The organism is Afipia clevelandensis ATCC 49720 (assembly GCF_000336555.1).
In the GTDB taxonomy this organism is placed as follows: Bacteria; Pseudomonadota; Alphaproteobacteria; order Rhizobiales; family Xanthobacteraceae; genus Afipia; species Afipia clevelandensis.
The window spans coordinates 545,509-571,180 of record NZ_KB375281.1 but is presented as its reverse complement, the minus strand read 5'-3'; the positions used below and the strand labels follow the sequence as shown (position 1 = coordinate 571,180).

Here is a 25,672-nt window from a genome sequence, read left to right as displayed (position 1 = left end):
TCCAGATGCATGCCCACAGAGTGATGAGCTGTCAGACCCCGTCGATAAACTTCAGAAGTTCTGCCGCATGCGCATCGGCGGGACCCACATTGTTGATGGTCGCATCCGGCTCGGGGCTGCTGACGGCCCTTCGCAGCCGATCATCGATCCGGCCATCACTGGCACGCCCTCTCGCCGCAACTCGCTGCGCAAGGATATCGGGCGGCGCAATCACCGCGACAACGGTGACACGAGCATATGACCGGCGCGCGAAGTCGATGATTGTGCGCGAAGCGTTGATGACAACCGTCCGGCCCGCGCGGATGTCGTCGACAATCGTGCGCGGAATTCCGTAACGCAGACCGTGTGCTTCCCACTGGAACGCGAAGTCGCCACGCCCCAGCATCTGCCCGAAGACGATCGCACTGACGGCTTCATTGTTCTCGAACGATGAGGCTTCCCGGGTCACAACGCGCTGCGGAAACACGATCGCGCGGTCTTGCGTGCGCGCCGCCATAGCAAGACCGATCAGCGTGTCCTTGCCCGCGCCGCTGGGGCCAACAACGAGGATCAGCCGGCCCGGTCCGATCAAACCGGCGCTTGTGTCCGGCAACACAACTGTTTCGCTCATGCCACCCGATGTCCTTCCCGCCAGACGCTGCGCACTGCGGGAACATCATGCGCGACGTGAACACGGATCAGATCGGCCCGCTTGCCGGCAGCGATCTCCCCACGGTCGCTCAGTCCCACAGCCTCGGCTGCGGTCTTGGTGACTGTCCGCACCGCCGCGGCAAGATCAATCGCAGGAACATGGCGCGGCAACTGCATCGCCGCCATCAAAAGGCTCGACGGAATGTAGTCGGACGACATGATGTCGAGCAGCCCTTCGCGGGCCAGATCGACGGCGGCGATGTTGCCGGAGTGAGAGCCGCCGCGAACGACGTTCGGCGCACCCATCAGCACGGAGATTCCCGCCTGATGCAATCCCCTCGCCGCCTCCATTGTGGTCGGAAATTCGGCGACCGAAACCCGGTCGCGGATTGCGTCGGCGACATTCTCGTCCGTCGTATCGTCATGACTGGCGAGCGGAATATCGTGGCTGTGGGCCAGCGCCACGATCTCCCGCATATTGGCCTCGCCGTATTTCCTTTGATAGAGAAACCGCCGCTCGAACATCACATCGAGTTCGGCATCGGTCAGACCACCGCTCTTGCCGCGATAGTAGTCCCGCAGCTTGCCCTCGTCGCGAAACTGGCGCTGGCCGGGCGTGTGATCCATCAGGGACATCAGCCGGATATCTGGTCGATGGATCAATTCCTTCGCTTCTTCCACGACACTCGGCATCGGGATTTCACAGCGCAGATGCAAAAAGTGCTCGGCGCGGAGCAGTCTTGCATCGCGCGCGGCTGAGATGGCGTTCGCCAGTATCCCCGCCTGACCATCGACATCCTCTGCCCCTTCCTCGCGCCAGACGCGCAGCGAATCCAGCACTGTGGTGATGCCGCTGGTGGCGAGTTGCCCGTCATAGGACACCACGGCCGCGACAGGATCCCAGTAGACCTTCGGGCGCGGCACATAGTGCGCTTCGAGATGGTCGGTGTGCAATTCGATCAAACCGGGCATCACCAGATCGCCCTGCATGTCTTGACCGCGTTCGGGTGCATTACCCTCGCCGAATTCTGCGATCTTGCCGCCGGAAACGGCAATCCATCCCTTTTCCAGAACCCGGTCGCCGAGCACCAGCGCGGCATTGGTCAGGATCATTTCGGTCGGTTCGGAACTCATTGCTTCCTCTTATGCAGCCACAGCGAACGACGTGACATCCACAATCCTGTCCGCGATCAGATCGCGGACTTCGTCGTCGTGGACAATGGCCACCATGGCCACGCCGCGCCTTTTCTTTTCTTCCACCAGTTCAACAACGATCCTGCGGTTGGCCGCATCCAGCGATGCGGTCGGCTCATCCAGCAGCAGGATCGGCATATCCGAAATGAACCCGCGCGCGATATTCACGCGTTGTTGTTCGCCGCCCGAGAAGGTCGATGGCGGCAGCGTCCAGAGCCGTTCGGCGATGTTCAGCCGGCGCAGCAATGCACCAGCCTGCACCCGGGCCTCCTCGCGCGGTGTGCCGTTGACGATCAAAGGCTCCGCCACCACGTCAAGGGTCGCAACGCGCGGCACCGCGCGCAGAAACTGGCTGACATAGCCGATGGTCTGCCTGCGGACGCGCAGCACGTCGCGCGGCTGCGCGGTGGCGATGTCGATGACCTCGCCGCCATGCCGCACCGCGATCCGTCCCTGATCGCAGCGGTAATTCCCGAAGATCATCTTCAGAATGGACGACTTCCCCGCGCCGGACGGTCCCGCCAGCACAACGCATTCCCCGGCATCGGCATGCATCGAGACGCCGGACACCACCGGCAGGCGGATGCCATTCTGCAAGTGCATGGTGAAGGTTTTCGCGGCGTGTGTGATTTCGATCATCGCAGACATAGGACCCTCACGCCGGCAGGATCGAGGAAACGAGAAGCTGGGTATAGGGCTCATGTGGATCGTCAAGGACCTGATCGGTCAGGCCGGTCTCGATCACTTCTCCGCCCTTCATCACCATCACGCGATGGGACAGAAGCCGCGCCACAGCAAGATCGTGGGTCACGATAATCACCGCAAGTCCGAGTTCGGTCACAAGTCCGCGGACCAGATCGAGCAGCCGCGCCTGCACCGAGACGTCGAGCCCGCCGGTCGGCTCATCCATGAACACGAGCCTCGGTTCGGTGACCAGATTGCGTGCAATCTGCAGCCGCTGACGCATGCCGCCGGAATAGGTCTTCGGCGCATCGTCAATGCGATCCGTGGAAATCTCGACGCGCTCAAGCCAGGACGACGCGGTCTCGCGAATCCGGCCATAGTGATTCCAGCCCACTGCCATCAACCGCTCACCGACATTGGCGCCGGCCGAGACGGCCATCCGCAATCCGTTCGCCGGGTCCTGATGCACAAAGCCCCAGTCGGTGCGGAACAGAAAACGCCGCTCGGCTTCGCCAAGTGCGGCGAGATCGCGCGTCACCCCGTCTCGCATGCGATAAGAGACGCGGCCGCTGTTCGGAGCTAGCTGGGTTGAAAGCATCTGCAACAGCGTCGACTTTCCCGAGCCGGACTCTCCGACAATGGCCAGCACCTCCCCGGAATAAACCTCGAACGAGACATTGTTGCAGGCCAGAAGGCTGCCGTAGGACTTGGTGAGACCTTCGCAAACCAACAGAGGCTGATCGTCGTTCCGCATCATGTCACCTGATGATCGGCGCCGAAACCAGCGCCCTGATGGCCGGCGGCGCGGCGCGTTTCGCAATAATCGGTATCGGAACAGACGAACATCCGGCCGCCTCTGTCATCGACGACGACTTCGTCAAGATAGGAACTGTCCGATCCGCACAATGCGCACGGCGCAGCGAAGCGATAGGTCTCAAACGGATGATCCTCGAAATCGAGCGAGGTGACTTTTGTATGGGGCGGAATGGCATAGATGCGCTTTTCCCGCCCTGCACCGAACAGTTGCAGCGCCGAACAATCATCCATCTTGGGATTGTCGAACTTCGGCGTCGGCGACGGGTCCATCACATAGCGCTCGTTGACCTTGACCGGATAAGCGTAGGTTGTCGCGATATGGCCATGGCGGGCGATGTCCTCATAGAGCTTGACATGCATCAACCCGTATTCAGCCAATCCATGCATGCGGCGCGTTTCGGTTTCGCGCGGTTCCAGAAACCGCAGCGGCTCCGGAATCGGCACCTGATACACCAGCACCTGATTGTCATTCAGCGCCGTCTCCGGAATGCGATGCCGGGTCTGGATCACTGTGGCATCCGACGTGACCGTTGTGGTTTTCACGCCTGCGGTCTTCTCGAAGAACTTGCGGATCGAAATCGCATTGGTGGTGTCGTCCGAGCCCTGGTCGATCACCTTCAGTGTGTCATCCACCCCAAGGATTGCAGCCGTGACCTGCACGCCGCCCGTGCCCCAGCCGTAGGGCATCGGCATTTCGCGGCTGGCGAACGGGACCTGATAGCCGGGAATCGCGATCGCCTTGAGGATCGCGCGGCGGATCATCCGCTTGGTCTGCTCGTCGAGATAGGCAAAGTTATATGCCGGCGCGTTCATTCCGCAGCGTCCGCCAGTGGTGTCTGGTTGCCCTTTGCCTCGTCGAACTCCTTGCGCAGTTTGCGCAGCAGGCCGAGTTCAGACTGGAAGTCCACGTAGTGGGGCAGCTTGAGATGTTCGACAAAGCCGGTCGCCTGCACATTGTCGGAATGCGACATGACAAACTCCTCGTCCTGGGCGGGCGCCCGCGCCTCTTCGCCGAGTTCACGCGCGCGCAGCGAGCGGTCCACCAGCGCCATCGACATGGTCTTTCGCTCGCTCTGCCCGAAAGCGAGACCGTAGCCGCGCGTGAAACACGGCGCCTCGGTCGCAGATCCCTTGAACTGGTTTACCATCTGGCATTCGGTGAGAGTGATCTCGCCGAGCGGCACGGCAAATCCGGCATCTTCCGCGAAGAACTCAACTTCGACCTCGCCAAGGCGGATTTCGCCCGCGAAGGGATGCGTTCTCCCAAAACCGCGCTGGGTCGAATAGCCGAGCGCGAGCAGAAAGCCCTCGTCGCCCCGCGCAAGATTTTGCAGCCGAAGATCGCGATCCGCGGGAAAACTCAATGGCTCGCGCGTCAGATCGCCAACCTCTATATCGGGATTTTCCGCAGGCGAGGACTCGATCAGGCCATCCGCACCGAGAATATCGGTCACGCGCGGCATCGAAATATTCTGCGCCTCGCCCTGTGCCGGAGCAGGCACCGGCAAACCGTTCGTCAGATCCGGATCGAGCAGACGATGCGTATAATCAAATGTCGGGCCGAGGATTTGTCCGCCCGGGATATCCTTGAATGTGGAAGAGATGCGGCGGCGCACCTGCATGTTCGCGGTATCGAGTGGCTCGGTCGCGCCGAAACGCGGCAGGGTCGCGCGGAACGCACGCAGCAGGAAGATCGCTTCGATCAGGTCACCGCGCGCCTGCTTGATGGCCAGCGCAGCCAGTTCGCGATCGTAAAGCGAGCCTTCAGTCATAACCCGATCGACAGCCAGGGCAAGCTGTTCGGAAATCTGTGACAGCGAGATATCCGGAACGGCCGGATCGCCACGGCGCTCATGCGCCAGAAGCCGGTGGGCATTCTCGATGGCGCGCTCGCCGCCCTTCACCGCGACATACATGGCTCAAGCCTCCTTCGCAGCGACGTGCGTGCTGCGCGGCAATGCCACGAGTTCCGCTCCGCAGACGAGCAACAGATCGACACCTTGCGGAAACAGCGCGCCATTGGCCTGCATCCGCTTCGCAAAATCGGGCGGCAATGCCCCCGCCCGCAGGGAGGACGTGCCTTGAATGCCCGGCCCGCTCAGGATCAGTTCAGGTCCCTCGGTCAGGGTATCGGCCTGAACGATCAAGGTTGCCGAGCGATCCGGATATTCCGGCGTGCCTTGGGCAAAATGCTCAAAGTCCAGCAAGGCTGAAGCGCAGCTGACAAGTGCGAAGGCCGCAGCGGAGGCCGCTGCGACCAGTGGCGCTCCGGTCTGAAACCGCAGCCAGTTCGCAATCTCCGGTTCAGCACAGAACGCCGCATCGGCCCAGACCGGCGTATCGTGATCGAAAAGTGCGAGCGCTACCGCTGCCGTTGCAGGCATCAGCAATTGCGGCCGCTCGATCAGCGCTGAGATTGTCTGAATGGCGCCGGGCCGCGCCAGCGCATTCATGACGCTACGGAAGACCGACTGCGACGCCAGGACGGACTCGGCAAATTGCGTCGCGGATTTATCGCTGGCAGGAAGCGACGTCATCAGCCCTCTCCTCTCACCAGCGTATAAAAGTCCACCCGCGTGGCCGCCGTCTCCGCCGCGCGCTTTGCACGCGCAACCTCAAGTTCATTCCGCAACGGCGCGATGACCTTCTGCTCGACGTCAGTTGCGAGCGCTTCGGTCTGCATGAGCGCATCGCACAGCGCAATCAACCTCGCCTTCTCGCTGTCGCGCCCCAAGGCGTAGCCGAAGCCGACTTCGCCGGATGACAGCCGGATCGCCGCCCGGGACACAGTCGCCTCACCGAGATTGAACGGCGCACCGTCGCCGCCGATTCGGCCGCGAACCATGACAAGACCGTTTTCCGGCGGTCGCGCGACCTCATGCGGCGGAACATCGAACGCTTCCAGGCACGTCGCGATGCGCTCTGCCGGCGCCTTCGCGAGCACCGACATGGCGCTGCGGCGGCGGCTTTGCTGCGGATTGGGCTGCGGCCGGGTCATATCAATCTTGTCGATTTCAAGTTGTCTATGTTAATAGACAACTACGTAACGCGGCGCCATGACAAACTGGTGACGTCGGCATGATTTTCACAGCAGCCAGTACCATTCTGCTTCGCAGGGCATCGCGGCCATGAGTTTGACGGAGCCGCCGAACACCGGCGTCGCGCTGTGGCGCCGGGTCGCTGATTCCATCGAACAGGCAATCGCCGACGGAACCTATCCGCATGACACGCGCCTGCCCGGCGAGCTTGAGATTGCGGAAATCCATCGCGTCAACCGTCACACCGTCCGCCGTGCGCTGGCGGCCTTGGCCGAGCGCGGGCTGGTGCGCGCGGAGCGCGGCAGCGGCACCTATGTCGAAGCTCCCCGCATCGCTTATCCTTTGCGGTCACGCACACGATTTTCGGAGATTGTCGGCGCCGGCGGACACGAGGCCGATGGCAAGCTGCTGCACTCGTCCATCGAAGCGGCTTCGCCGGATCTGGCGAAGAGGCTCGCCCTCAAGACCGGCGCTCCGCTGCTGCGGATCGACGCCCTGCGCACCGCCGACCGGATTCCGATTTGCATCGGAACGAAGTGGATGAGCGCGGACCGTTTTGCCGATGGCGCCCGGATTTACGAGAAGCTGAAATCCACCACCAAACTGCTCTCGCAGTTCGGTGTGCGGGACTATCGCCGCGAATGGACCAAGGTCACCGCGGCCATCGCTGAGGCTGGCGATGCCGCGAGGCTCGATCTCGCGTTGGGACGGCCTGTTCTGGTGGTCGACAGTCTTGATGTGGAGCCGGACGGAAGTCCGCTTCTCACCTCACGCTCGCGCTTTGCCGCGGAACGGGTGCAATTTGTGATCGAGAACCAGTAACGATCAGGCGCGCACCTCGCCCGCCCGGCCGATAATGGCAAAGCGCAGCCTGTTTGAAATGAAGTCGATCACTGCGACCGCGATCAGGATCATCAGAATCAGGCTCGACACCTTCTGCCACTCCAGCACGCGAATTTGTTCCGCGAGTTGTAGGCCGATACCACCTGCGCCGACGATGCCGATGATGGTGGCCGATCGGGTGTTGGATTCGATGAAATAGAGAATCTGCCCGGCGATCACCGGAAGCACCTGCGGCATCAATCCGAACCGGACTTCATGCAGCTTGTTGCCGCCGGCAGCGCGGATCCCTTCCACCTGCTTGCTGTCCGCGCCCTCGATGGCTTCGGAAAACAGTTTTCCGAATGCGCCAAAATCAGATGTCGCTATCGCGAGCACGCCCGCGAACGGCCCGAGCCCGACGACATTGATCCAGACCAGCGCCCAGATCAGCGTGTCAATACCGCGGATCGAGTCCAGAAAGCGCCGGACAGGAAACCGCAGGAACACCGACGGGATGATGTTGCGCGCCGCCAGAAGGCTCACCGGCAATGCGAAGACGGCGGCCAGCAGCGTGCCGAGAAACGCAATCGACAGCGTCTCGCCTATCGCGACAAGATACGTCGGCAAAGACGTTCCGGGATCGGGCGGGATCATCAGCATGACGAACCAGCCGAGCTGACGGAAGCCCGTTATCAGCCGGTCTAGTGAGAACTCGAGATACCAGCAGCCGAACAGAAACAGCCCGAGCGCTGCCAGCCCAAGCGCAACAGCCTTCAACCGCGAGTTCTGCGCAGCCCGAAACAGTTCGGGATACTGCGCCACCAACCGGTCCGGATCGCGGGTTGCCAGCGTCATGCGCGCTGCTCCACGCCGAACAATCGCGCGCGCAGCCATCCCGTGCAAATGTCGATGACGAAAACCGTGACAATGATCATCAGCAGGATCGCGCTGACGTCGGAATAGAAGAACTTGCGCACGGCAACAACAAGCTCCTGACCGATGCCGCCTGCGCCGACAAACCCCATCACGGACGCTTCACGCACATTGATCTCGAACCGCAGCAGCGTGTAGCTGGCAAAGCCCGGCATCACCTGAGGCAACACCGCAAAGCGGATCGACGACAGCCAGCTTGCGCCCGTGGACCGGACTCCTTCGAGCGGTTTCATATCAATGCTCTCGGCCTGCTCCGAATAGAGCTTGCCGAGCGCACCGATCGAATGAATGCCAATCGCAAGCACACCCGCCATCGGGCCGAGACCGAAGGCGATCACAAAGATCAGTGCGAATACGATGCTCGGAACCGTCCGGCAGAACTCCAGCAGCCTGCGCACCACAAACCGCAAGGCTGGATGTGGCGAGAGGTTTGCAGCGGCGAAGAAATTCAGAACGAATGCGCCGGTCGCACCCATCGTGGTCCCGACATAACTGAGCAGCAGTGTTTCGGCGAGCAGCTTCAGCCATTTCTGCCAGCCCCAAAACCACTCGGAGGGATCGGTCCAGACCCGCTTTCCAGTATCGAGATTCAGGATGCGGTCGAAATAGCTGACAAAGTTTCCGATCTTGTCGACAAAGGTTTTCGGCGCAACTTCAGCCCCTAATCCCGCAAGGATCAACAACGCGACAAACAGGGAAAGCCCCGCCAAAAATCGCACCCGCTTAGTGAAGACGGCCGCCTTGTAAGCGGCTTCAAGTGCGGCGATCTGCTGGGGCGGATAGCTGGAGAGGCTGGTCGTCAAGTCACAGCTCTGATCATGGAGGAAGGGCCGGAGTTCGATCCCCGGCCCTCTGTTCAATCGAAGTGAATCAGGACGCCTTCCTCTTGCGGAGGCTGTCGACGAACTTGATCAGTTCGATCATGCCGTCCCAGTCCTTCGTGGTCGCAGGATGGAAGTCCTTCTTCTGCCCGTCGGACAAACGGTCAAAGGCTGCCTTGTCCTTGACCGGCGCATCGAAGAAGGCCTTCTCGATGCTGGTCTTGAGGCCCGCAGGCATGTCTTCGAGAACCGCATACGGGCCGTTCAGGATCGGCGCAGACTTGTGGATGATGCGGAAGTCGTCCTTCTTCATCACCGATCCGTCCGCATTCTTCAGCATGCCCTTGGTCAGCATCTGCGACAACGTCGAGTCGTTCTCGGTAGTCCACTGATTGGCGGCCACGTCGACAGTGCCCTGGGCAAGCGCAAGAAGCGCGTTTTCATGGCTGCCGGTGAAGACCACCTTGCTGAAATAGGATTCAGCATCGGTGATCTGCATCTTGTTCAGTTCGAAACGCGGAACATTGTTGCCCGAGGTCGAATTGGGATCGACAAGACCGAGGTTCTTGCCCTTCACATCGTCGATGGTCTTGTACGGGCTTTTCGCGAGCACGAAGAACATCGAGTAATAGCCCGTGGTGCCATCGATGTTGCGGTCGTTGGCAAAAGCTTCCGTCTTGACGCCGGTCATGCGAGCACGGGCGAAGGAAGCCGAGCCATAGCTCGCGATATGAATCGCGCCCGAGCGCTGGCCTTCGATGACGGCAGCATAGTCGTTGGCGATACGCAGGTTCACCTTCACGCCGAGTTCCTTGCTCAGATAGGAAATGAACGGCGCCCAGCGCTCAGTGACGCCGGACGCATTTTCGGCCGGCACCACGGCGAAGGTTAGCTCTGGATACTTCGACTTCCAGTCCTGGGCCGATGCTGCGGTAGTGCTGAGGGCGAGCGCGGCGGCGCCCGCAATGACGATGCGACGATTGATCATGATATCCTCTTGGGGTCAGTCGGTAAGTTCATTGGGCGACAAACTAGGCCGCCACGGCATTTCCAAGTGCAGGTGTCAGTTCTCCCGGCGCGAAGTCCGGAACCTCTCCCATCACTTCTCCAGCTTCGAGATCGTAGAGCTCGCGCGCGATGCTGTCGGTCAACGCAGCCGGCGCACCGTCGAACACGACCCGGCCGGCGGACATTCCGATCAGGCGATCACAATAGTTTCGCGCGAGTTCCAGAGAGTGAAGATTGCAGATCACGGTGATGCCGAAGTGCTTGTTGATCCGCAGCAGCGCATCCATCACGATGCGCGTGTTGCGCGGATCGAGCGATGCAATCGGCTCGTCGGCGAGAATGATGTCGGGCTGCTGAACCAGTGCGCGGGCGATGGCCACGCGCTGCTGTTGTCCGCCCGAGAGCTGATCGGCGCGCTGCGCCGCCATCGGCATCATGTCGAACTGTTCGAGCGCCGAAATCGCCATGGCCTTGTCGTCGTGGGGCCAAAGCTGCGTCACCGACCGCCAGAACGGCATACCGGCAAGGCGTCCCATCAGAACATTGGTCAGCACGTCGAGACGCCCGACCAGATTGAATTGCTGGAAGATCATCGCCGAGCGCGCGCGCCAGCGGCGTAGATCCCGGCCCTGTAGCGCCGTGACGTCCACCCCCTCAAACAGGATGCGTCCTGCGGTCGGGTTTTCGAGGCGATTGATCATGCGGAGCAGCGTCGACTTGCCAGCGCCCGAGCGGCCGATTACGCCGACAAAACGGCCCGGCTCGATCGCGAACGACGCATTATCAACGGCTGTCTTCGCACCAAACCGGCACGTTAGTCCGTCCACTTCAAGCATGCGCCGACTCCGTTGCAGTCACCCTCCCTCGCTAACGCGGGTTTTCTACAGTTGTGTGACGCTCGTGCTGGCGGGCAGTCTTTTCCGCAGACAATGCGCCTGCTGCGCGAAATTGTTTGCCGTCATCCAGGCTTCATGATGCTGTCACGAAATGCCGTGAAGAGACGTTGTCTCTCCCAGTTACCGGAATCATTGTCATGGCCGGAAAGATTCTGTCGGCTCAACCCTTCATCGACCCGACGGCAATGCTTCGCGACAGCAGCGCCGGAGCCTATTGCGAAATCGGCGCCCGCACCGTCCTGCACGAAGTGAACCTCGGCGACTATTCCTACGTCGTCAACGACAGCCAGATTGCCTACGCAACGATCGGAAAATTCTGCTCGATCGCCGCGATGACGCGGATCAATCCCGGCAATCACCCGATGCACCGCGCATCGCAGGCACATTTTACGTATCGCGCCAGCGCCTACTTTGCGGGTGAAACGGACGAGGCGGCATTCTTCGACTGGCGGCGCGCTCATCATGTGACATTCGGGCACGATGTCTGGGTCGGCCACGGCGCCATCGTGCTGCCCGGCCGCAGTATCGGCAGCGGCGCCGTCATCGCAGCGGGCGCCGTGGTGACGAAGGATGTCCCCGCCTACACGATCGTTGCCGGCAATCCCGCCAAGCCGATCCGGCGGCGGTTTCCCGAGCGCATCGCGCAAGAACTGTTAGCGCTGGCGTGGTGGGACTGGGACCATGAGCGCCTGCGACAGGCCTTGCCGGACTTCCGGACCCTTCCGGTTGAAGGCTTTATCGAGAAGTATCGCAACGCCGAATCAACGGATCGCGCCTTGAAAGAGCTGGTACATGACTGACATTCTGATTGAAGGCGGCAAGGCGCTCATCGGGCATGAGTTCGTTGACGCTTCCATCCATATCGAGGGCGGCGAGATCGCAGAGACGTCATCGCGAAGCGCAGCGAAGGCGTTGCGCCTCGATGGCCGCGGCCTCCTCGCGCTTCCCGGTATCGTTGACATGCACGGCGATGCGTTCGAGCGCCAGATGATGCCGCGCCCGGGCGTCGGCTTTCCCATCGACGTTGCGCTGCTCGACAGCGACCGGCAGGCGATTGCCAACGGCATCACCACCGTATTTCATGCCACCACCTGGTCCTGGGAGCCCGGCCTGCGCGGGACGGAGAATGCACACCGTCTTCTCGACGCGATCGAGGCCATGCAGCCTCAACTCGCCGCCGACACCCGTTTTCACCTGCGGCAGGAGACCTACAACCTTGACGCCGAGCCAACGATTGCCGAATGGCTGGTCACCGGCCGCGTCCATCTCCTCGCTTTCAACGACCACATGGACATGACCAGCGCATCCATGAGCAATCCGAAGAAGCGGATGCGCATGGTGGAACGGGCCGGTCTCAGCGAAAGCGAATTCGACAAGCTGGTCGAGCGCGTTCTGGCCGGCGCGCAGAGCGTTCCCGCGTCCATTGCCCGGCTCGCCGCCATTGCAAATGACTACGGGATCCCCCTGCTGTCCCATGACGACAAGTCGCCCGAACAGCGCGCTGAGTTCCGGGCCATGGGTGTCCGTCTCGCCGAGTTTCCAATCAACGAGGAAACGGCGCGGGCGGCGGCCGATGCCGGAGACTTCACCGTGTTCGGCGCGCCGAATGTGGTGCGCGGCGGAAGCCATACCGGATGGACCAGCGCTTCGGACATGGTGAGCAAGGGCCTGTGCTCGATCCTGGCATCGGACTATTACTATCCCGCTCCCCTGCTCGCCGCCTTCATGCTGGCCGCCGATAACATCCTGCCGCTTGAGCAAGCATGGTCGCTGGTATCGGGCGCACCTGCCGCCGCGACCGGGCTGCGCGACCGCGGCGAAATCGCTCCGGGAAAACGCGCTGACATTATCCTGGTCGACGCGCAGGAGCCGCTCAGGCCCCGCGTGATCGCGGCCATGACCGAAGGGCGCATCGTCCATCTGACAGAACCGCAGCGCGTTTTATCGGCGTCTGCAGCAATGCGGCAGGTTGAACCGGCCTGACCGGACGGCTACTCAGATCCGCATGTCGCAATATCCCCGTTACGCCATCTACTTCGTCCCCGCAGCCGACAGCGTCCTGTATCGGTTCGGCGCGAGCCTGATTGGATACGACGCCTATGCGGGCCAACCGCTGGCTTTCGCCCCGAACATCGAAAGCGAAGTTGACGGCTGGGCGCGTTTCACCGGCGATCCCCGCAAGTACGGATTTCATGCCACGCTGAAGGCGCCGATCGCGCTCGCCGCGAACCGGACAGAGGGTGACTTGATTTCGGCGATGGCCGCGTTTGCGCGAACACCGCGCGCAATACCGGTGATTACTCCAACCGTTCGCAGCATCAGCAGTTTCATCGCCGTTGTCCCGGACCCACCTTGCGAAGCCCTTCAAGCCTTCGCGCGGGATTGCGTGACGGCATTCGACGGCTTCCGTGCGCCGCTGACGGCTGCAGATCGCGAACGCCGCAACGCGTCTGTGCTCTCGGGGCGGCAGATCGCGCATCTCGACCGCTGGGGCTATCCCTATGTGATGGACGACTTCCGCTTCCACATGACCCTGGCGGGCTCGCTTCCGGCAGACCGGCTGGAATCCGTCACCGCTATCCTTCGGGACAGGTTCGCCGCGCTGAACCTTGAAACGATCGCGATCGACCGTCTGGCGCTCTTGCGTCAGGACGGTGCGACGACCCGATTCACGATCGTCCACCACTGGCCGCTCACGCCGGCCCGGGCATGAGAGACGCGCACCTCGTCGCTGCAGCGGCGAGTTGAACGGCGCGATTTTATCGATGCAGGGTCAAACTGGCTGGCGACCCAGTGGCGTTCGCGCCCGTCTCCAATCGAATTCCCTGCTAACAGGGAATTTTACAGGGTAATCCAGCGATTTTTGCGCAATGAGTGCCTCTAAATCGACAAGAAACCCCTGTCCCACAGCAGTTTAGCTATATTCGTACCTGAAATTAACAGGGAAATTCTTTCGATGCATCAGGCTATTGCGACGCTGTATCAGGGAATTCGCAATAAAGGTCTTCAGGCGCCGCGTAAGCGCTGAATTCTGACACGCTTGAATAGGCTATTGCGGACGCGATCTGTTCTCGCTCTCGATTTGTAGATGAGGAGAGCGAGATGTCGAACGACAAGCGGGTGTGGAGACGTCAGGGCGAGGACTTCTGGCGGGCACACCATGAGGCGTGGAAGCGTAGCGACTTGAATCAGCGGCAATATTGCGAGTTTCATAATCTGCCACAGAAGGCATTCGAGAACTGGCGCCAGAAGTTCAAAGCCGAACCGGAGCCGTTGCAACGCAAGTTGCTCTACCGGCGGCGCCCCTTAAGTCCTCCCCTAAGTCCCCCCGTTGGTCCGCCTTTAAGTCCGGGGGACTTATCCCTCCTCGCGGTCAGAACGCCCATTGTTCCGCGGCCACGCGAGGGGCATCGCCGCCGGTTCAGCGAGGCAGACAAGGCCTCGATCCTGGCAGAGGCCGCGCGACCAGGGGCGAGCGCCAATGTGGCGCGTCGCTATGGCATCGATCGTCGCGTTCTGCGCCGATGGAAGCAAGATCTGGCAGCGCCGGCGTTTGTCACCGTGCGGATTAGCGATGACCCGCTGTCCCGCCCGGCATCTGCCGATATGGAGGCGCTGTCATGACGACCATGCTCCCGCCAAATGTGAAGGTCCATCTGGCCCTAGGCTTCATCGACATGAGGAAGGGCATCGACGGCCTCGCCATGCTGGTGCAGGGCGTGCTGCACCAGGATCCGTTCACGGGCCACTTGTTCGTGTTCCGTGGACGCACCCGGGCCAACCTGATCAAGATTATCTACTGGGACGGCACCGGCTTTTGTCTCTTCACCAAGAGGCTCGAGCAAGGCATGTTCCTGTGGCCGCCGAGCATGAAGGTGGACGAGACGCTGTCGCTGACCTCGGCCCAGTTGTCGCTACTGATCGAAGGCGTCGACTGGCGCGCGCCGGAGCAACGATGGCGTCCGGCAATCGCGGGCTGACGCTGCGGCTGATTGACTCGATGAGACAATCAGTGCGGCGAGAGCGGCGCGAGTCGGTTAATCTTCCTCGTCATGGAGATCGATCTCGCCGCTCTGCCGAACGATGTGGGGACACTGCAGAAGCTGGTGCGCTCGCTTGCCGCAGAGCGCACCAGCCTCAGCGAAGCGCAGGCCGAGATCAAACGGCTCAACCTCATCATCAAGAAGCTCCAGCGTAGCCAGTTCGGCCGGCGGGCCGAGCAGCTTGATGACGATCAGCTGCGGCTCAGTTTGGAGGATCTCAATGTCGATCTTGCACGGACGGAAGCCAGGCTTCCGCCATCGCCCGCCCAGGGCAAGACGACGAAGACACAGGGCGAGCGGGCGAGCCTGCCCTCCCATCTTGAGCGCGAAGATGTTCGGCTCGACCTCGATCATCAGACCTGCCGTTGCTGTGGGGGCAATCTCCATCTGATCGGCGAGACCACGAGCGAGATGCTCGACCACGTACCAGCACGGCTGCGGGTCATTCGCATTTGCCGGCCGCGCTACGGCTGCCGGGCCTGCGGGACCATCCACCAGGCACCGGCTCCGGAGCGCCCGATCGCCAAGGGCCTCGCGACGGCGGCTCTTCTGGCTCACGTGATTGTCTCCAAATACTGCGATCATCTTCCCCTGTATCGACAGAGCCAGATCTTTGCCCGGCAGGGTGTCGAGTTGGATCGTTCGACCCTGGCGAACTGGGTCGGCGGCGCCTGCTGGTGGCTGGAGCCATTGCAGGCAAGGCTCGCCGAGCACGTCTTCAACTCGCAAAAGCTGTTCGCTGACGACACGCCGATCCCGGTGCTCGATCCTGGCCGTGGGCGCACCAAGACAGGCCGACTGTGGGTGTACGCTCGCGATGACCGGCCCTGGAATGGACCTGATCCGCCGGCCGCTCTCTATCTTTACAGCCCCGATCGGAAGGCGGAGCGTCCCGCCTCGCATCTGGCGGCGTTCAGTGGCGTCGTGCAGGTTGACGGATACCCCGGCTTCGATCGGCTCCGCGAAGGTGGCCGCATCGAACTCGCCGGCTGCTGGGCTCACGCCAGGAGAAAGTTCTACGAGGTGCAACAGGCGACCGCGTCGCCGGTCGCAGCCGAGGCGCTGCGACGCATCGCTGAACTGTATGCGATCGAGACATCCATCCGCGGCCAAACCGCCGCTGCGCGGCAGACCATGCGCCAATCAGCGACCAGACCACTGGTTGCTGCGCTGAAGGCCTGGCTCGACCAGCAGCTCGCTCGACTCCCACCCCGCGGCGGCCTCGCCGATGCCATCCGCTACGCCTTGAGCCGCTGGGACGCGCTTTGCTGCTTCCTCGACGACGGCCGCATTGAACTCGACACCAACACGGTCGAACGCGCGATCCGTCCCGTTACCCTCGGCCGCAAGAACCATCTGTTTGCCGGATCCGATGGCGGCGCAGCACGCTGGGCGACGGTCTGCTCGCTCATCACCACCGCCAAGCTCAACAATGTCGAGCCATTCGCCTATCTCAAGGATGTGCTCGAGCGCATGTCCAACGGGTATCCGATGAACCGGCTCGACGAAATCCTGCCCTGGAATTGGCGGCCTTCCAACACCCTCCACTAAGCCCACGTGTAAGGAATTGACGCTTACGGCGCCGCAGCGATTTCCTGGACCTTGGAAATGTATCGCACTGCGCGCACGTTGGATGGCTCCTGAGGCCCCTTCCCTGAGGCACACAGACCCTATTTTGCGATGACTGACCTTGCCCCCTCCCTCATAGGTTGCGCTTGGAAGCAGCGGGTCTGGGGAGATCAGTGATGCGTGTAATTGGGGCGATCAGCTTTGTGCGGTAAACCGGCGCTCACGCGGTCAGCTTTCATGTCTTTGGTCGCGATCTTCTTATCGATGGAACTGCTCAACCACGAATTCCGTCTATTCGTCGCGGCAATGGTTCAATCGGATTTGGCGTTGTCTCCACAATAGAACGTGATCGAAAGCGGGTTCAGCGCTGCCACAGCGCGGGATAGAGTTGGTGTGGATGCAGGGGCCGAGCCATGACAAGACAGATGAAATTCGCCGCAGTTCTGCTCGTGGTTTTTGCGACCGTCGAACTCTCAAATCTAGCGCCCGCATTCGCGCGCGGTGGTGCTGCGAACCTGATGAGTTCTCCCGGCTATCAGCGCAGGCTGCAGGAATCGCGTCAGGATTATCAGCGCGCTTACACGACGCCGCCTGCGGTCTATCCGGGCCGCAAGTGGCGGCATCGGGTGTGGCGGCGTCATGGCCACTGACTAGGCTAAAGAGCCGCGCCCCATTCGCGCGCGGTTTTTAAAATCCAGTCACGGTAGATCGTCAGCGGCGTCACGCCTGTGAGGCCGCCGCAGCCGTCGGCGTTGTTCGGTCCGGTGGACCAGCTCACGACGCCGGCGAGTACAGATTTGCCGTCCTGATCCTGGAATGCAGGCGCCCCGGAATCTCCGGTGCATGCGCCCATGCCCGCGCTTTTGTTTTGCGTGCCGGGATCGACCAGGCGAATTTGCAGCGTGCCGGGATTTCCGGTGACGACAAGATTAGCCGCCCGCACCGTGCCGACGCCGTCGTCGCCGCCCGATGTCGTGACGCCGACGCCAGCGACCGTGAACCGCGAGCCCGGCTGAATCGGAATTTTCGGCATGCCGAGTATCGCCGCAGATTTGTTCGGCACGGATGAAGGCAGCAGCAACAGCGCGACATCGGCGGTAGCGCGATGCGCCAGCATCGTCTGCATGTTGAATTGCGGATGCGTCACGGCCTTCTGCGCGGTGATGAGTTTCGGCGGCTGCGTGCTCAGGTCGATCACTCGATAGTTCGTGCCGGGTGCCACGCAATGACCTGCGGTGAGCACGATGTTCGGCGCGATCAGCGTCCCGGTGCAGACCGTGCCGCGCGAGCCGATGATGGTGACGACAGAACGTGCGACAGCCTCGGACGGCGCCGAGCGGCTGCCGGTGATGGCGTTACTCTCCCGAGAGAATGCAATCAAAGTTACGAAAAATACCGAACCAAAAATACGTAAAAAGCACATAGGTCTTCCATCTATCGTCGATTGACCGGAGGGCAAGTTAGCTAAAATGTGTTGGACGAAATGGAGTTCTTCTTTCACCAGGAAAGGGGCCGTCCATTACCAGTGTAATAAAGGTATCTTTGAAATCGATTATGAACCCTGGCCATGTCCGTTCAAGACAATCGCCGATCTTGGGATTTCCGATTGCCGGAAATAGAAACTTCCATGCAGCCACAAAAATAAGAATCTCATCCGAGATCTGGGCATGCGTCATTGATTGGGGTGGCAAATGCCGATGCTTAAACAAACAATCGGGTGCGCTTTTGATTTTTTGCGTGGCTAAGAGTTCAATAATTTCTTTGTTAACGATTATCTCCCTTACTTGATCTAGAATTTCCGAAATATGCATCCGCCGGGCAGCCTGTTGTTGTTCGGCTTCTTTCTTCGCAATGTTACGTCGAAGCTGTGCTCGTTGTGCCAAATGTTCACGTTTTATTGTCACGACGCCGCTCCCAATTCTCTTCTCTCACATAGCGAAAACAGCCGATCCAGTGTAGTCATTTGATGGAAGCTCATTTTTTCAAGCCTCCGCTTAGTGATCGTAAGCCAATTTTCATTGGGTAAGAAAAGCAATGGAACCAAAATATAGTCAATTATCTTAGTCGATCGATCATCAACCCGAGCAATAAGAAGAACATCTGGCCGTCTAAGTGAGCGGCGACGCAGTTGCCACTGATTTTTTCCACATGAAGGATCGCAACAAGCTGCAAGTTTTCGAGTTTCGGAATGTTGCCCGAACGGATTTCATGGTCTACTAGAAGACTATTTGCCTCCTCTCGTGCATATGCTGAACTTTGAACGGTGATGCGATTTGGATTGAAACGAGCAAAATTTGAAGTCTTCATCAAAAACAAAGCGGGTTGCCAAGCGCGATTCCAATCGTAAAAAAATCGAACCAGCTGCTCCGCAGAAATCGCAAATTTCGCGTGAAGTTATTCTTCGGGTGGCAGCCCAGCTTTTCCGGCAGCAGGGCTATTCTGCCACGACGCTTCGACAGATCGCCGACAAGGCGGGAATGAAGGCGGGAAGTATTTATTACCACTTTGATTCGAAAACCGCGATATTGGACGAAATCCTAGAGCTCGGAGTGCAGCGCATATTCCATGCGGTAAAGGCGAGCGCGAACAACATTGGCAAGGGAGGACACCGCAAAAAGATCGGAGCCGCGATCAAAGCACATCTCGTTACTCTGCTGCAAGAGAGTGACTATACATCTGCAAATATGCGTGTTTACGGTCAATTGCCCGAGCGCATAAAGAAACGGCATCGACCCCTACGCCGCGCTTATGGCAAATATTGGGATGACATGTTGGCGGATGCCCAACGTGCAGGCGAAATCCGTTCGGAGATATTAATTGTTCCTCTGCGGAGATTCATACTTGGTGCTATGAACTGGACAGTCGAGTGGTTCGACGCAAGAAAAAGTAATTCGGTCCAAGAATTAGCAGAGCGGACTTCGTATTTAATCTTCAACGGCATTATTCCGCGTTAGCGTTTCCAGTTTTGACAAGCCTCAGTGGGATTGAATTCCGCTATGGCCTGAAAGGCGGGACATCGTTCGGCAAATTGTGATCTGTCTCCCTTTATTTACCTTGCCAAATCGGTTTGCGTTTCTCAGCAAAGGCTCGCGGGCCTTCAACGGCATCGAGGCTTCCGTACGTCTCAACGTGGAGTTTGTTGGCCTCAACAAGTCCCTTCTCACAGCCAAGGTCCATTGCGGCTAATACGCTGGCCTTGGCCGCCCTAACCGACAATGGTGCGCCTTCTACAATTTTAAGCGCAAGCTGCAATGCGCGAGCGCGAACATCGTCGGGTGTTTCTTCAAGATAATTGACGAAGCCGTATCCCGCGAGCCGTTCGATCGGCAGGGTTTCGCCGATAAGAACAAGCTCCATCAGAACCGGTTGCGGTAACATCCAGAGCAGCGGTACCGCCCACGGCGATCCCCTCCCCATCTTGACCTCGGTAATACCGACGCGTGTTCCCCGTAAGCCTATTCTAAGATCGCACTTCAGCGCCAACAGCATCCCGCCAGCCATCAACGAGCCGGTCATCGCCGCGATAATTGGCTTTGAAACAGCCCGCATGGCCGTTTGCATCGGATCGCGCATCAACGTCAATATATCGACGCCGTCACGCGCCTTTATCTCGGCTGCCTGCTTAAGATCCAGACCGGCGGAAAATACTCCGCAGTCAGCTGAAGTCAGGATTACCACCCTCGCGTGTGAATCCTGTTCGACACGCTCCCAAGCATTAGTCAAACCGTTCATTGCCTCAACCGACAAAGCGTTCTTACGCGCCGGCCGATCAATTGTAATGGTCGCGATGTTATCTTTGACCGAGTAATGAATAGGTTCAACTTCTGACATCGATCAGCCTTCTAGTATATTCTAACATATGTTAGAATACATCAAGCTTGATCGAACACAAAGGAATTTCAGGCATGGGATCGGTGATGCACGACAGTCCTTCAAAAACGCGCTTCGCGCTGGACCTTCTCAGGGGTCAGGTAGCACTCGTCACCGGCGGCGGCACTGGCATGGGCCGCGCCACGGCAATTGAAATGGCGTGCTGCGGGGCCCGCATCGCCCTTCTCGGTCGTCGCATTGATCCGATAGAGAGCACCGCAAAGATAATCCGCGACGCGGGTGGCGAAGCATTTGCTGTATCGGCGGATATTCGTGAGCCGGACCTGATTGAGCACGCGATGCAGAAGATCAAAGCCGAGTACGGCGGCTTGAATATCCTCGTTAATAATGCCGGCGGGCAATTCGTGACGCCAGCTAGCAAACTCACCAACAAAGGCTTTGAGACTGTCATCCGCAACAACCTGATCGGTTCTTGGCAAGTAACCAAGGCGGTTGCGGACCATTTCATGATGGCAAACGGCGGATCGATTGTGTTCGTAACCGCCTGTATCCGCAGCGGCCTAAGCGGCTTCGTGCATACCGCGGCCGCGCGCGGCGGGGTTACTGCGATGATGAGAACGCTCGCCTTTGAGTGGGCGGAATTTGGTATTCGCCTGAACTGTATCGCACCTGGAACGATCAAAACCGAGGCGCTTGGCCGCTATCCGATAGCGCCGGACGAATGGGTCAGGCGCAACCGCAATGTGTTAGGACGAATGGGCAGCGTCGAGGATATCTCAGCGGCAATCATTTTTCTGTCCTCGCCTCTCGGTCAATTTGTAACCGGTGAGGAATGGTACATTGATGGTGGCGAGACGTTACATCTGGCCCACGACGCCCGCGATATGATCGACTCCGTTAAATTTGCCAAACGCGAGCGCGGCGACGCAGGATTGTCGTAGTAGTTATAATCGTTACGATGGGTTAGATGCGAAAACTCCGGAAATCCGGCAGGCCACCGATCCCGGCTTCGGAAAAAGTCGGACAAGTGAATAGATTGCGGACTGGATATCAGCGATCAGTTGGCGTTTTGCGAACTCATCTCAGGTTCCCGGTTGCATCATAGCAATTGCGCGACCCGCGTACCCTCCTGGATCGCGCGCATTGCGTCGAGTTCGGTGGCTTCCTTCGCACCACCTATCACATGCGCTTCTATTCCTGCCTCGCGCAAATCATCAAACATGACGCGGTTAGACTCTTGACCGGCGCAAATCACGATCGTGTCTACGGCAAGCGTACGCGTGTCGCCCTCGACGGCGAAATGTAGACCTTGGTCGTCGATTAGCTGATAGCTAACTCCTCCGATCAGCTTGACTCCGCGCTTTTCTAGACTGCTGCGCAGGATCCAACCGGTCGAGACGCCGAGGCCTAATCCTGGTCGTGTTTTCTTGCGCTGCAAGATTGTAATTTCGCGTGGACTTGGCTTTGAAGCCAGCGGATCGCCAGAAAGTCCACCGGCCTTCATAAGGCTGGCATCGATATTCCATTCCTGCTGAAACTCACGAATATCCATCGCTCGTGATTTCGGTGATTCATCAGGCTGCGAATGGCAGAGATATTCAGCAACATCGAAACCGATGCCTCCGGCACCGATGATGGCAACCCGCCTTCCAGCGTGACGCCTTCCGCTCAATAGGTCGTTGTAGAACACTACCTTCGAATGATTGATGCCCTCAATCTCCGGCACGCGTGGATGAACACCACAGGCGACTACGACGGCATCAAATCGGGCGTCGTTCAGTTCAATGACTGTTGGCGCCGAATTCAGTCTGAGATCGACGCCGCTATCGGCAATCTGGCCGTTGTAATAATTCAAAAGCTCATCGAACTCGACTTTGCCCGGGACTGCTCGGGCGAGGTTAATCTGCCCGCCTATGCTATCAGCGGCCTCAAACAAGGTTACCTTGTGCCCGCGTCGCCTAGCTTCCGCCGCAGCGGCTAGTCCGCCTGCGCCTGCGCCGATCACTGCTACCTTGCGCGAGGTCGCAGCTGGACCGTCTTCGAATTCCGTCTCATGGCAGGCGCGCGGATTAACCAGGCAACTCGCGGTTCGCTCGGAAAAGATAAGATCAAGACAGGCTTGGTTGCAGGCGATGCAGATGTTTATTTTTGCGGCATTACCCTCACGCACCTTCTTTGCGAAGTGGGGATCGGCCAGCATCGGACGGGCCATCGATATGAGATCGCTGTCGCCAGCCGCCAGAATTTCCTCGGCCCCATCGGGCGTATTGATGCGGTTTGATGCCACGACGGGAATTCCCACCGCCTTCTTCAACCGTGAGGCCGCAAAACGCCATGCGCCGCGCGGGATGACGTAAGCAATCGTGGGAACGCGCGCTTCATGCCAACCGATACCGGTGTTGAGAATGTCGGCGCCCGCGGCTTCTACCCGTTGGGCAAGCCGGTCAATCTCCTCGCCCGTTGCGCCGCCCTCGACGAGGTCCAACGCAGAAATTCGGTAGACAATGATGAAGTCGGCGCCGGTGGCGGCCCGTGAGCGCTTGACTATTTCCACTGCGAGCCTATGACGATTTTCCTCCGATCCGCCCCACTCGTCGCTGCGGTTGTTGGTACGAAGCACCGCGAACTGATTAATGAGATAACCTTCGGATCCCATGATCTCAATGCCGTCGAATCCTGCCTCTTTGGCAAGAAGCGCGCAGCGGACGTAATCCGAGATCGTCTGTTCAACTTCCGCGCCAGTCATTGCGCGCGGGAGAAATCGATTGATGCGGGTTGGGATGTCCGAAGGACCGACGCAGTCTTGTTGCTTGGAATATCGACCCGAATGCAAAACCTGCAGGCAGATTTTGCCACCGTGCTGATGCACGGCATCGGTGATGCGGCGAAGTTCGCGACCTTGCGCAGGTTCGGTTAGAATCGGCCCGCTAGGCTCAAGCAGACCCGAGGTGTTAGGCGCATAGCCACCAGTAATAATAAGCCCGACCTCCCCCTTGGCACGCTCAGCAAGAAAAACCGCCATTTTGTGCACGCCATTCTCCTCCATATCGAGACGGGTATGCATCGACCCCATTATCAAGCGGTTACGCAGCGTGGTTCGGCCGATTTTCAAGGGCGAAAGCAAATGGGGATAGCGCGACGGTCCCGAGCGAGCTGGCGTCAGCATGATTTGGCTCCGCAGTTGGTTGTTTAATTTCTAACAGTTGTTAGACTGAATGCAAGAATTTCAAGATCATTTGGATAGGAGAGGTCGCGATGGATTACGCGCTTAGCGAGCAACAGCTGGCTTTCCAGGAAGCCGCTAAGCGCTTCGCAATTGACAAGCTGAAGCCCCACTATCAGCGGCGGGCAAGTGAGCACCGCATTGACCGTGCCATGTTGAAAGAAATGGGGTCACTCGGCCTGATCGGTGCCGATCTACCTGAAAAATACGGCGGCCTTGGAGAGAGCAGCGTGACGGCGGGCATTATTGTCGAGCAGATCGCGTATGGAGACTTCAACGCTAGCTACGTCCAGCTACTGGCGTCATTGCTCGGCGGGATGCTTGCAGAGCACGCCTCACCCGAGATTGCGCAGGATTGGCTACCGCAAGTGGCCCGCGGTGAGAAGATCATCGGCCTAGGCCTGACAGAGCCAAGAGGCGGTTCGGACGCCGCCAACCTCGTTTTGCGGGCCGAAAAATCCGGTAATGGCTTCCGGCTTAATGGCGAAAAAACTTCCATGAGCTTTTCGAACCAATGCGACGCTGCGGTCGTCTTCGCCCGTACTGGAAAGGTCAAGGATGGTGCGCGCGGCGTTAGCGCATTCTTTGTCGATCTAGCGCAGAGCGGCATTACGCGCACTCACTTTGACGACATCGGCACGAAACCTGTGGGCCGCGGCTCAGTGTTCTTCGACGATGTTTTCGTTCCGGCAGAGTGCCTGATGGCAGAGGAGAATAAAGGCTTCTCCAAAATCATGTCGGGCTTCGACTACAGCCGTGCATTGATCGGCCTTGAGTGCATTGGACCGGCGCAGGCTTCGGTCGATGAAGCATGGAAATACTCAACTGAACGCACCGCCTTCGAACGGCCGATCGCCCAGTTTCAAGGCGTGAGCTTTCCGCTCGCAGAAGCGGAGACTCAGCTAACGATGATGCGGCAGCTTTGCTACTATACGCTTTCACTAAGAGATCGCAGGCTTCCGCACACAGCGGAAGCTGCGATGTGTAAATGGTATGTACCAAAGGTAACCTGCGAAGTCATCCACCAGTGCCTCCTCACCCACGGCCATTACGGTTACACGACGGATTTGCCATTTCATCAGCGTTACCTCGATGTCATGGGCCTACAAATCGGTGACGGGACCGCACAAATTCAGAAACTTGTTATCGCACGCGAAAAGGTCGGTCGTGTCGCTGTTCAATACGCCAAACAGCCCTCCAAATTGGAGCAGACCTTTGAATGAACAAGCTATCGCCGCTGCCATACTGCGGCGAAACCTGGGTGGCCGTGCGTGGGTTTTCCCTGGTCCAATAGATGATTCCGACCGCATCTTAACAGGGTTTCCAGATTCAGTGTTTTCGATCGCTCCGCCCATCTTCTAATCGAGACGCTCGAACGCAGCGTCGTCGATTGAGCCACCCCGATTATTCAAAGTCACTAACGCTGGATAGGCAACGCGGAAGTCCTCAAGCATCGTTTTTACAGGAGGGTCGGTGAACCAGCCTCTATCATTCACATATTCCATATGACGGTGATCGCTGGTGTCAAACTCGTGAAATAAGGCGTCGGCTGTACCGTTGAAGATAAGAGGTCGAACTCCAAACCGTTCGCATAGCTCCATGTTAAACGCGGGCGTAATTTTGAACATCTTGCCGTCAAGCCAAATCGCGGCGTAGCCGTGATAGATGAAAAGATCGGTTCCCATCAACTCCGTCAGCTTGGGGGAATTCAAATGGTTGCGAACGTCCGCAAAGCCAATCGCAGCGGGGATCCCCGCTGCGCGCATGGCCGCCGTCAAAACTATTGCTTTCGGAACGCAAAACGCCGAAGGCTTTTTGAGAATCTGGCTTGCCCGATAATCGGCTTCAAACAAACTCACCGCGTAGGGATCATATCTGATCTGATCACGTACCGCATTAAATAAGAGGATTGCCTTCTCAGTTGTCGACTGTCCTTTTTCGTTGCCAACCACACGGGAGACAAAATCTTTAATCGCAGGTGCACCGCAATCCACGTAGTGCGTTGGAGCGAGAAATTTCGCGAGGTCCGGCTTCAATGTCACTTACGCCTCGAGCGGTAATGCCATTCACCTAACAAACGTTAGAAATTGTAGCAAGTCAACTGCAGTAGGCTTCAAAACTTTTCTATGGGCGATAGTTCCAAACGATCGTTAGAATTGATTGA

Annotated in this window: 28 protein-coding genes; 11 read left to right on the top strand and 17 right to left on the bottom strand. The window is 59.1% G+C overall.

What is annotated here, in order from left to right:
- Positions 1 to 31 precede the first annotated feature (31 nt).
- Genes phnN through phnG form a run of 8 tightly spaced genes read right to left on the bottom strand, consistent with a single transcriptional unit; the run spans position 32 to position 6,322 of the window.
- Positions 32 to 610 carry a phosphonate metabolism protein/1,5-bisphosphokinase (PRPP-forming) PhnN gene (gene phnN, locus HMPREF9696_RS02520; protein ID WP_002711373.1) on the bottom strand — a complete coding sequence of 193 codons (579 nt, stop codon included), beginning with the start codon at positions 608 to 610 and terminating at the stop codon, positions 32 to 34.
- On the bottom strand, positions 607 to 1,764 hold the full coding sequence (locus HMPREF9696_RS02515) for an alpha-D-ribose 1-methylphosphonate 5-triphosphate diphosphatase (protein ID WP_002711372.1): 1,158 nt from the start codon (positions 1,762 to 1,764) through the stop codon (positions 607 to 609). The genes phnN and HMPREF9696_RS02515 overlap by 4 nt, the downstream gene beginning before the upstream one ends.
- A 9-nt stretch (positions 1,765 to 1,773) precedes the next feature.
- Positions 1,774 to 2,472 (bottom strand): phosphonate C-P lyase system protein PhnL, encoded by a 699-nt coding sequence (gene phnL / locus HMPREF9696_RS02510; protein ID WP_002711371.1) that lies wholly within the window; start codon positions 2,470 to 2,472, stop codon positions 1,774 to 1,776.
- 7 nt (positions 2,473 to 2,479) lie between these two features.
- Positions 2,480 to 3,262 (bottom strand): phosphonate C-P lyase system protein PhnK, encoded by a 783-nt coding sequence (gene phnK / locus HMPREF9696_RS02505; protein WP_002711370.1) that lies wholly within the window; start codon positions 3,260 to 3,262, stop codon positions 2,480 to 2,482.
- On the bottom strand, positions 3,262 to 4,137 hold the full coding sequence (locus tag HMPREF9696_RS02500) for an alpha-D-ribose 1-methylphosphonate 5-phosphate C-P-lyase PhnJ (protein ID WP_002711369.1): 876 nt from the start codon (positions 4,135 to 4,137) through the stop codon (positions 3,262 to 3,264). The genes phnK and HMPREF9696_RS02500 overlap by 1 nt, the downstream gene beginning before the upstream one ends.
- Positions 4,134 to 5,240: a carbon-phosphorus lyase complex subunit gene (locus HMPREF9696_RS02495; RefSeq protein WP_002711368.1), complete on the bottom strand. Its 1,107-nt coding sequence runs from the start codon at positions 5,238 to 5,240 to the stop codon at positions 4,134 to 4,136. The genes HMPREF9696_RS02500 and HMPREF9696_RS02495 overlap by 4 nt, the downstream gene beginning before the upstream one ends.
- A 3-nt stretch (positions 5,241 to 5,243) precedes the next feature.
- Positions 5,244 to 5,861, bottom strand: coding sequence for a phosphonate C-P lyase system protein PhnH (gene phnH / locus HMPREF9696_RS02490; protein ID WP_002711367.1), 618 nt, complete (start codon positions 5,859 to 5,861; stop codon positions 5,244 to 5,246).
- Entirely contained in the window at positions 5,861 to 6,322 is a 462-nt protein-coding gene (gene phnG / locus HMPREF9696_RS02485) for a phosphonate C-P lyase system protein PhnG (protein ID WP_002711366.1), read from the bottom strand. The genes phnH and phnG overlap by 1 nt, the downstream gene beginning before the upstream one ends.
- 130 nt (positions 6,323 to 6,452) lie before the next feature.
- Here phnG and phnF point away from each other — a divergent pair, with 130 nt between their 5' ends.
- Positions 6,453 to 7,184: a phosphonate metabolism transcriptional regulator PhnF gene (gene phnF, locus HMPREF9696_RS02480; protein ID WP_002711365.1), complete on the top strand. Its 732-nt coding sequence runs from the start codon at positions 6,453 to 6,455 to the stop codon at positions 7,182 to 7,184.
- A gap of 3 nt (positions 7,185 to 7,187) precedes the next feature.
- Here phnF and phnE (HMPREF9696_RS02475) read toward each other — a convergent pair whose 3' ends face one another.
- The 4 genes from phnE (HMPREF9696_RS02475) to phnC all read right to left on the bottom strand — a co-directional run bounded on the left by phnE (HMPREF9696_RS02475) (position 7,188) and on the right by phnC (position 10,782).
- Entirely contained in the window at positions 7,188 to 8,039 is an 852-nt protein-coding gene (gene phnE / locus HMPREF9696_RS02475) for a phosphonate ABC transporter, permease protein PhnE (protein ID WP_002711364.1), read from the bottom strand.
- Positions 8,036 to 8,920: a phosphonate ABC transporter, permease protein PhnE gene (gene phnE / locus HMPREF9696_RS02470; RefSeq protein WP_002711363.1), complete on the bottom strand. Its 885-nt coding sequence runs from the start codon at positions 8,918 to 8,920 to the stop codon at positions 8,036 to 8,038. The genes phnE (HMPREF9696_RS02475) and phnE (HMPREF9696_RS02470) overlap by 4 nt, the downstream gene beginning before the upstream one ends.
- 67 nt (positions 8,921 to 8,987) lie before the next feature.
- Positions 8,988 to 9,926, bottom strand: a complete 939-nt coding sequence (gene phnD / locus HMPREF9696_RS02465) for a phosphonate ABC transporter substrate-binding protein (protein WP_002711362.1) — start codon at positions 9,924 to 9,926, stop codon at positions 8,988 to 8,990.
- 43 nt (positions 9,927 to 9,969) lie between these two features.
- Positions 9,970 to 10,782, bottom strand: coding sequence for a phosphonate ABC transporter ATP-binding protein (gene phnC, locus HMPREF9696_RS02460; RefSeq protein ID WP_002711361.1), 813 nt, complete (start codon positions 10,780 to 10,782; stop codon positions 9,970 to 9,972).
- 197 nt (positions 10,783 to 10,979) lie between these two features.
- Here phnC and HMPREF9696_RS02455 point away from each other — a divergent pair, with 197 nt between their 5' ends.
- The 7 genes from HMPREF9696_RS02455 to HMPREF9696_RS02425 all read left to right on the top strand — a co-directional run bounded on the left by HMPREF9696_RS02455 (position 10,980) and on the right by HMPREF9696_RS02425 (position 17,104).
- The gene (locus tag HMPREF9696_RS02455) at positions 10,980 to 11,642 is read left to right on the top strand and encodes an LbetaH domain-containing protein (RefSeq protein WP_002711360.1); all 663 of its coding nucleotides are present in this window, start codon (positions 10,980 to 10,982) and stop codon (positions 11,640 to 11,642) included.
- Entirely contained in the window at positions 11,635 to 12,825 is a 1,191-nt protein-coding gene (locus tag HMPREF9696_RS02450; RefSeq protein ID WP_002711359.1) for an alpha-D-ribose 1-methylphosphonate 5-triphosphate diphosphatase, read from the top strand. Before HMPREF9696_RS02455 ends, HMPREF9696_RS02450 begins: the two co-directional genes overlap by 8 nt.
- Before the next feature lie 22 nt (positions 12,826 to 12,847).
- Entirely contained in the window at positions 12,848 to 13,555 is a 708-nt protein-coding gene (locus HMPREF9696_RS02445) for a DUF1045 domain-containing protein (protein WP_002711358.1), read from the top strand.
- A gap of 389 nt (positions 13,556 to 13,944) precedes the next feature.
- Positions 13,945 to 14,466: an IS66 family insertion sequence element accessory protein TnpA gene (tnpA, locus tag HMPREF9696_RS02440; RefSeq protein WP_002711357.1), complete on the top strand. Its 522-nt coding sequence runs from the start codon at positions 13,945 to 13,947 to the stop codon at positions 14,464 to 14,466.
- The gene (gene tnpB, locus HMPREF9696_RS02435) at positions 14,463 to 14,822 is read left to right on the top strand and encodes an IS66 family insertion sequence element accessory protein TnpB (protein ID WP_002711356.1); all 360 of its coding nucleotides are present in this window, start codon (positions 14,463 to 14,465) and stop codon (positions 14,820 to 14,822) included. The genes tnpA and tnpB overlap by 4 nt, the downstream gene beginning before the upstream one ends.
- Before the next feature lie 72 nt (positions 14,823 to 14,894).
- On the top strand, positions 14,895 to 16,436 hold the full coding sequence (tnpC, locus tag HMPREF9696_RS02430) for an IS66 family transposase (protein WP_002711355.1): 1,542 nt from the start codon (positions 14,895 to 14,897) through the stop codon (positions 16,434 to 16,436).
- Between the two features lie 443 nt (positions 16,437 to 16,879).
- Positions 16,880 to 17,104, top strand: a complete 225-nt coding sequence (locus tag HMPREF9696_RS02425) for a hypothetical protein (RefSeq protein ID WP_157169991.1) — start codon at positions 16,880 to 16,882, stop codon at positions 17,102 to 17,104.
- 5 nt (positions 17,105 to 17,109) lie between these two features.
- On the opposite strand, the gene HMPREF9696_RS02420 is transcribed toward HMPREF9696_RS02425, so the two are convergent.
- Positions 17,110 to 17,877 (bottom strand): S1 family peptidase, encoded by a 768-nt coding sequence (locus HMPREF9696_RS02420; RefSeq protein ID WP_002711353.1) that lies wholly within the window; start codon positions 17,875 to 17,877, stop codon positions 17,110 to 17,112.
- A 37-nt stretch (positions 17,878 to 17,914) separates the two neighbouring features.
- Positions 17,915 to 18,358, bottom strand: a complete 444-nt coding sequence (locus tag HMPREF9696_RS21540) for a hypothetical protein (RefSeq protein WP_157169990.1) — start codon at positions 18,356 to 18,358, stop codon at positions 17,915 to 17,917.
- Positions 18,359 to 18,748: 390 nt separating this feature from the next.
- Here HMPREF9696_RS21540 and HMPREF9696_RS02415 point away from each other — a divergent pair, with 390 nt between their 5' ends.
- Positions 18,749 to 19,408 (top strand): TetR/AcrR family transcriptional regulator, encoded by a 660-nt coding sequence (locus HMPREF9696_RS02415; RefSeq protein ID WP_081602381.1) that lies wholly within the window; start codon positions 18,749 to 18,751, stop codon positions 19,406 to 19,408.
- A 91-nt stretch (positions 19,409 to 19,499) separates the two neighbouring features.
- Here the strand turns inward: HMPREF9696_RS02415 and HMPREF9696_RS02410 are convergent, their stop codons facing one another.
- A complete protein-coding gene (locus HMPREF9696_RS02410; RefSeq protein WP_002711351.1) occupies positions 19,500 to 20,285 on the bottom strand; it encodes an enoyl-CoA hydratase/isomerase family protein in 786 nt (261 codons plus the stop codon).
- A 74-nt stretch (positions 20,286 to 20,359) separates the two neighbouring features.
- Between HMPREF9696_RS02410 and HMPREF9696_RS02405 the strand changes: the two genes are divergently transcribed.
- Positions 20,360 to 21,226, top strand: a complete 867-nt coding sequence (locus tag HMPREF9696_RS02405) for an SDR family oxidoreductase (RefSeq protein WP_002711350.1) — start codon at positions 20,360 to 20,362, stop codon at positions 21,224 to 21,226.
- A 158-nt stretch (positions 21,227 to 21,384) separates the two neighbouring features.
- Here HMPREF9696_RS02405 and HMPREF9696_RS02400 read toward each other — a convergent pair whose 3' ends face one another.
- Positions 21,385 to 23,451 (bottom strand): NADPH-dependent 2,4-dienoyl-CoA reductase, encoded by a 2,067-nt coding sequence (locus tag HMPREF9696_RS02400; RefSeq protein ID WP_002711349.1) that lies wholly within the window; start codon positions 23,449 to 23,451, stop codon positions 21,385 to 21,387.
- Between the two features lie 89 nt (positions 23,452 to 23,540).
- Between HMPREF9696_RS02400 and HMPREF9696_RS02395 the strand changes: the two genes are divergently transcribed.
- On the top strand, positions 23,541 to 24,731 hold the full coding sequence (locus HMPREF9696_RS02395) for an acyl-CoA dehydrogenase family protein (protein ID WP_002711348.1): 1,191 nt from the start codon (positions 23,541 to 23,543) through the stop codon (positions 24,729 to 24,731).
- 135 nt (positions 24,732 to 24,866) lie between these two features.
- Here the strand turns inward: HMPREF9696_RS02395 and HMPREF9696_RS02390 are convergent, their stop codons facing one another.
- Positions 24,867 to 25,550, bottom strand: a complete 684-nt coding sequence (locus HMPREF9696_RS02390; protein WP_002711347.1) for a transglutaminase-like domain-containing protein — start codon at positions 25,548 to 25,550, stop codon at positions 24,867 to 24,869.
- Positions 25,551 to 25,672 lie beyond the last annotated feature (122 nt).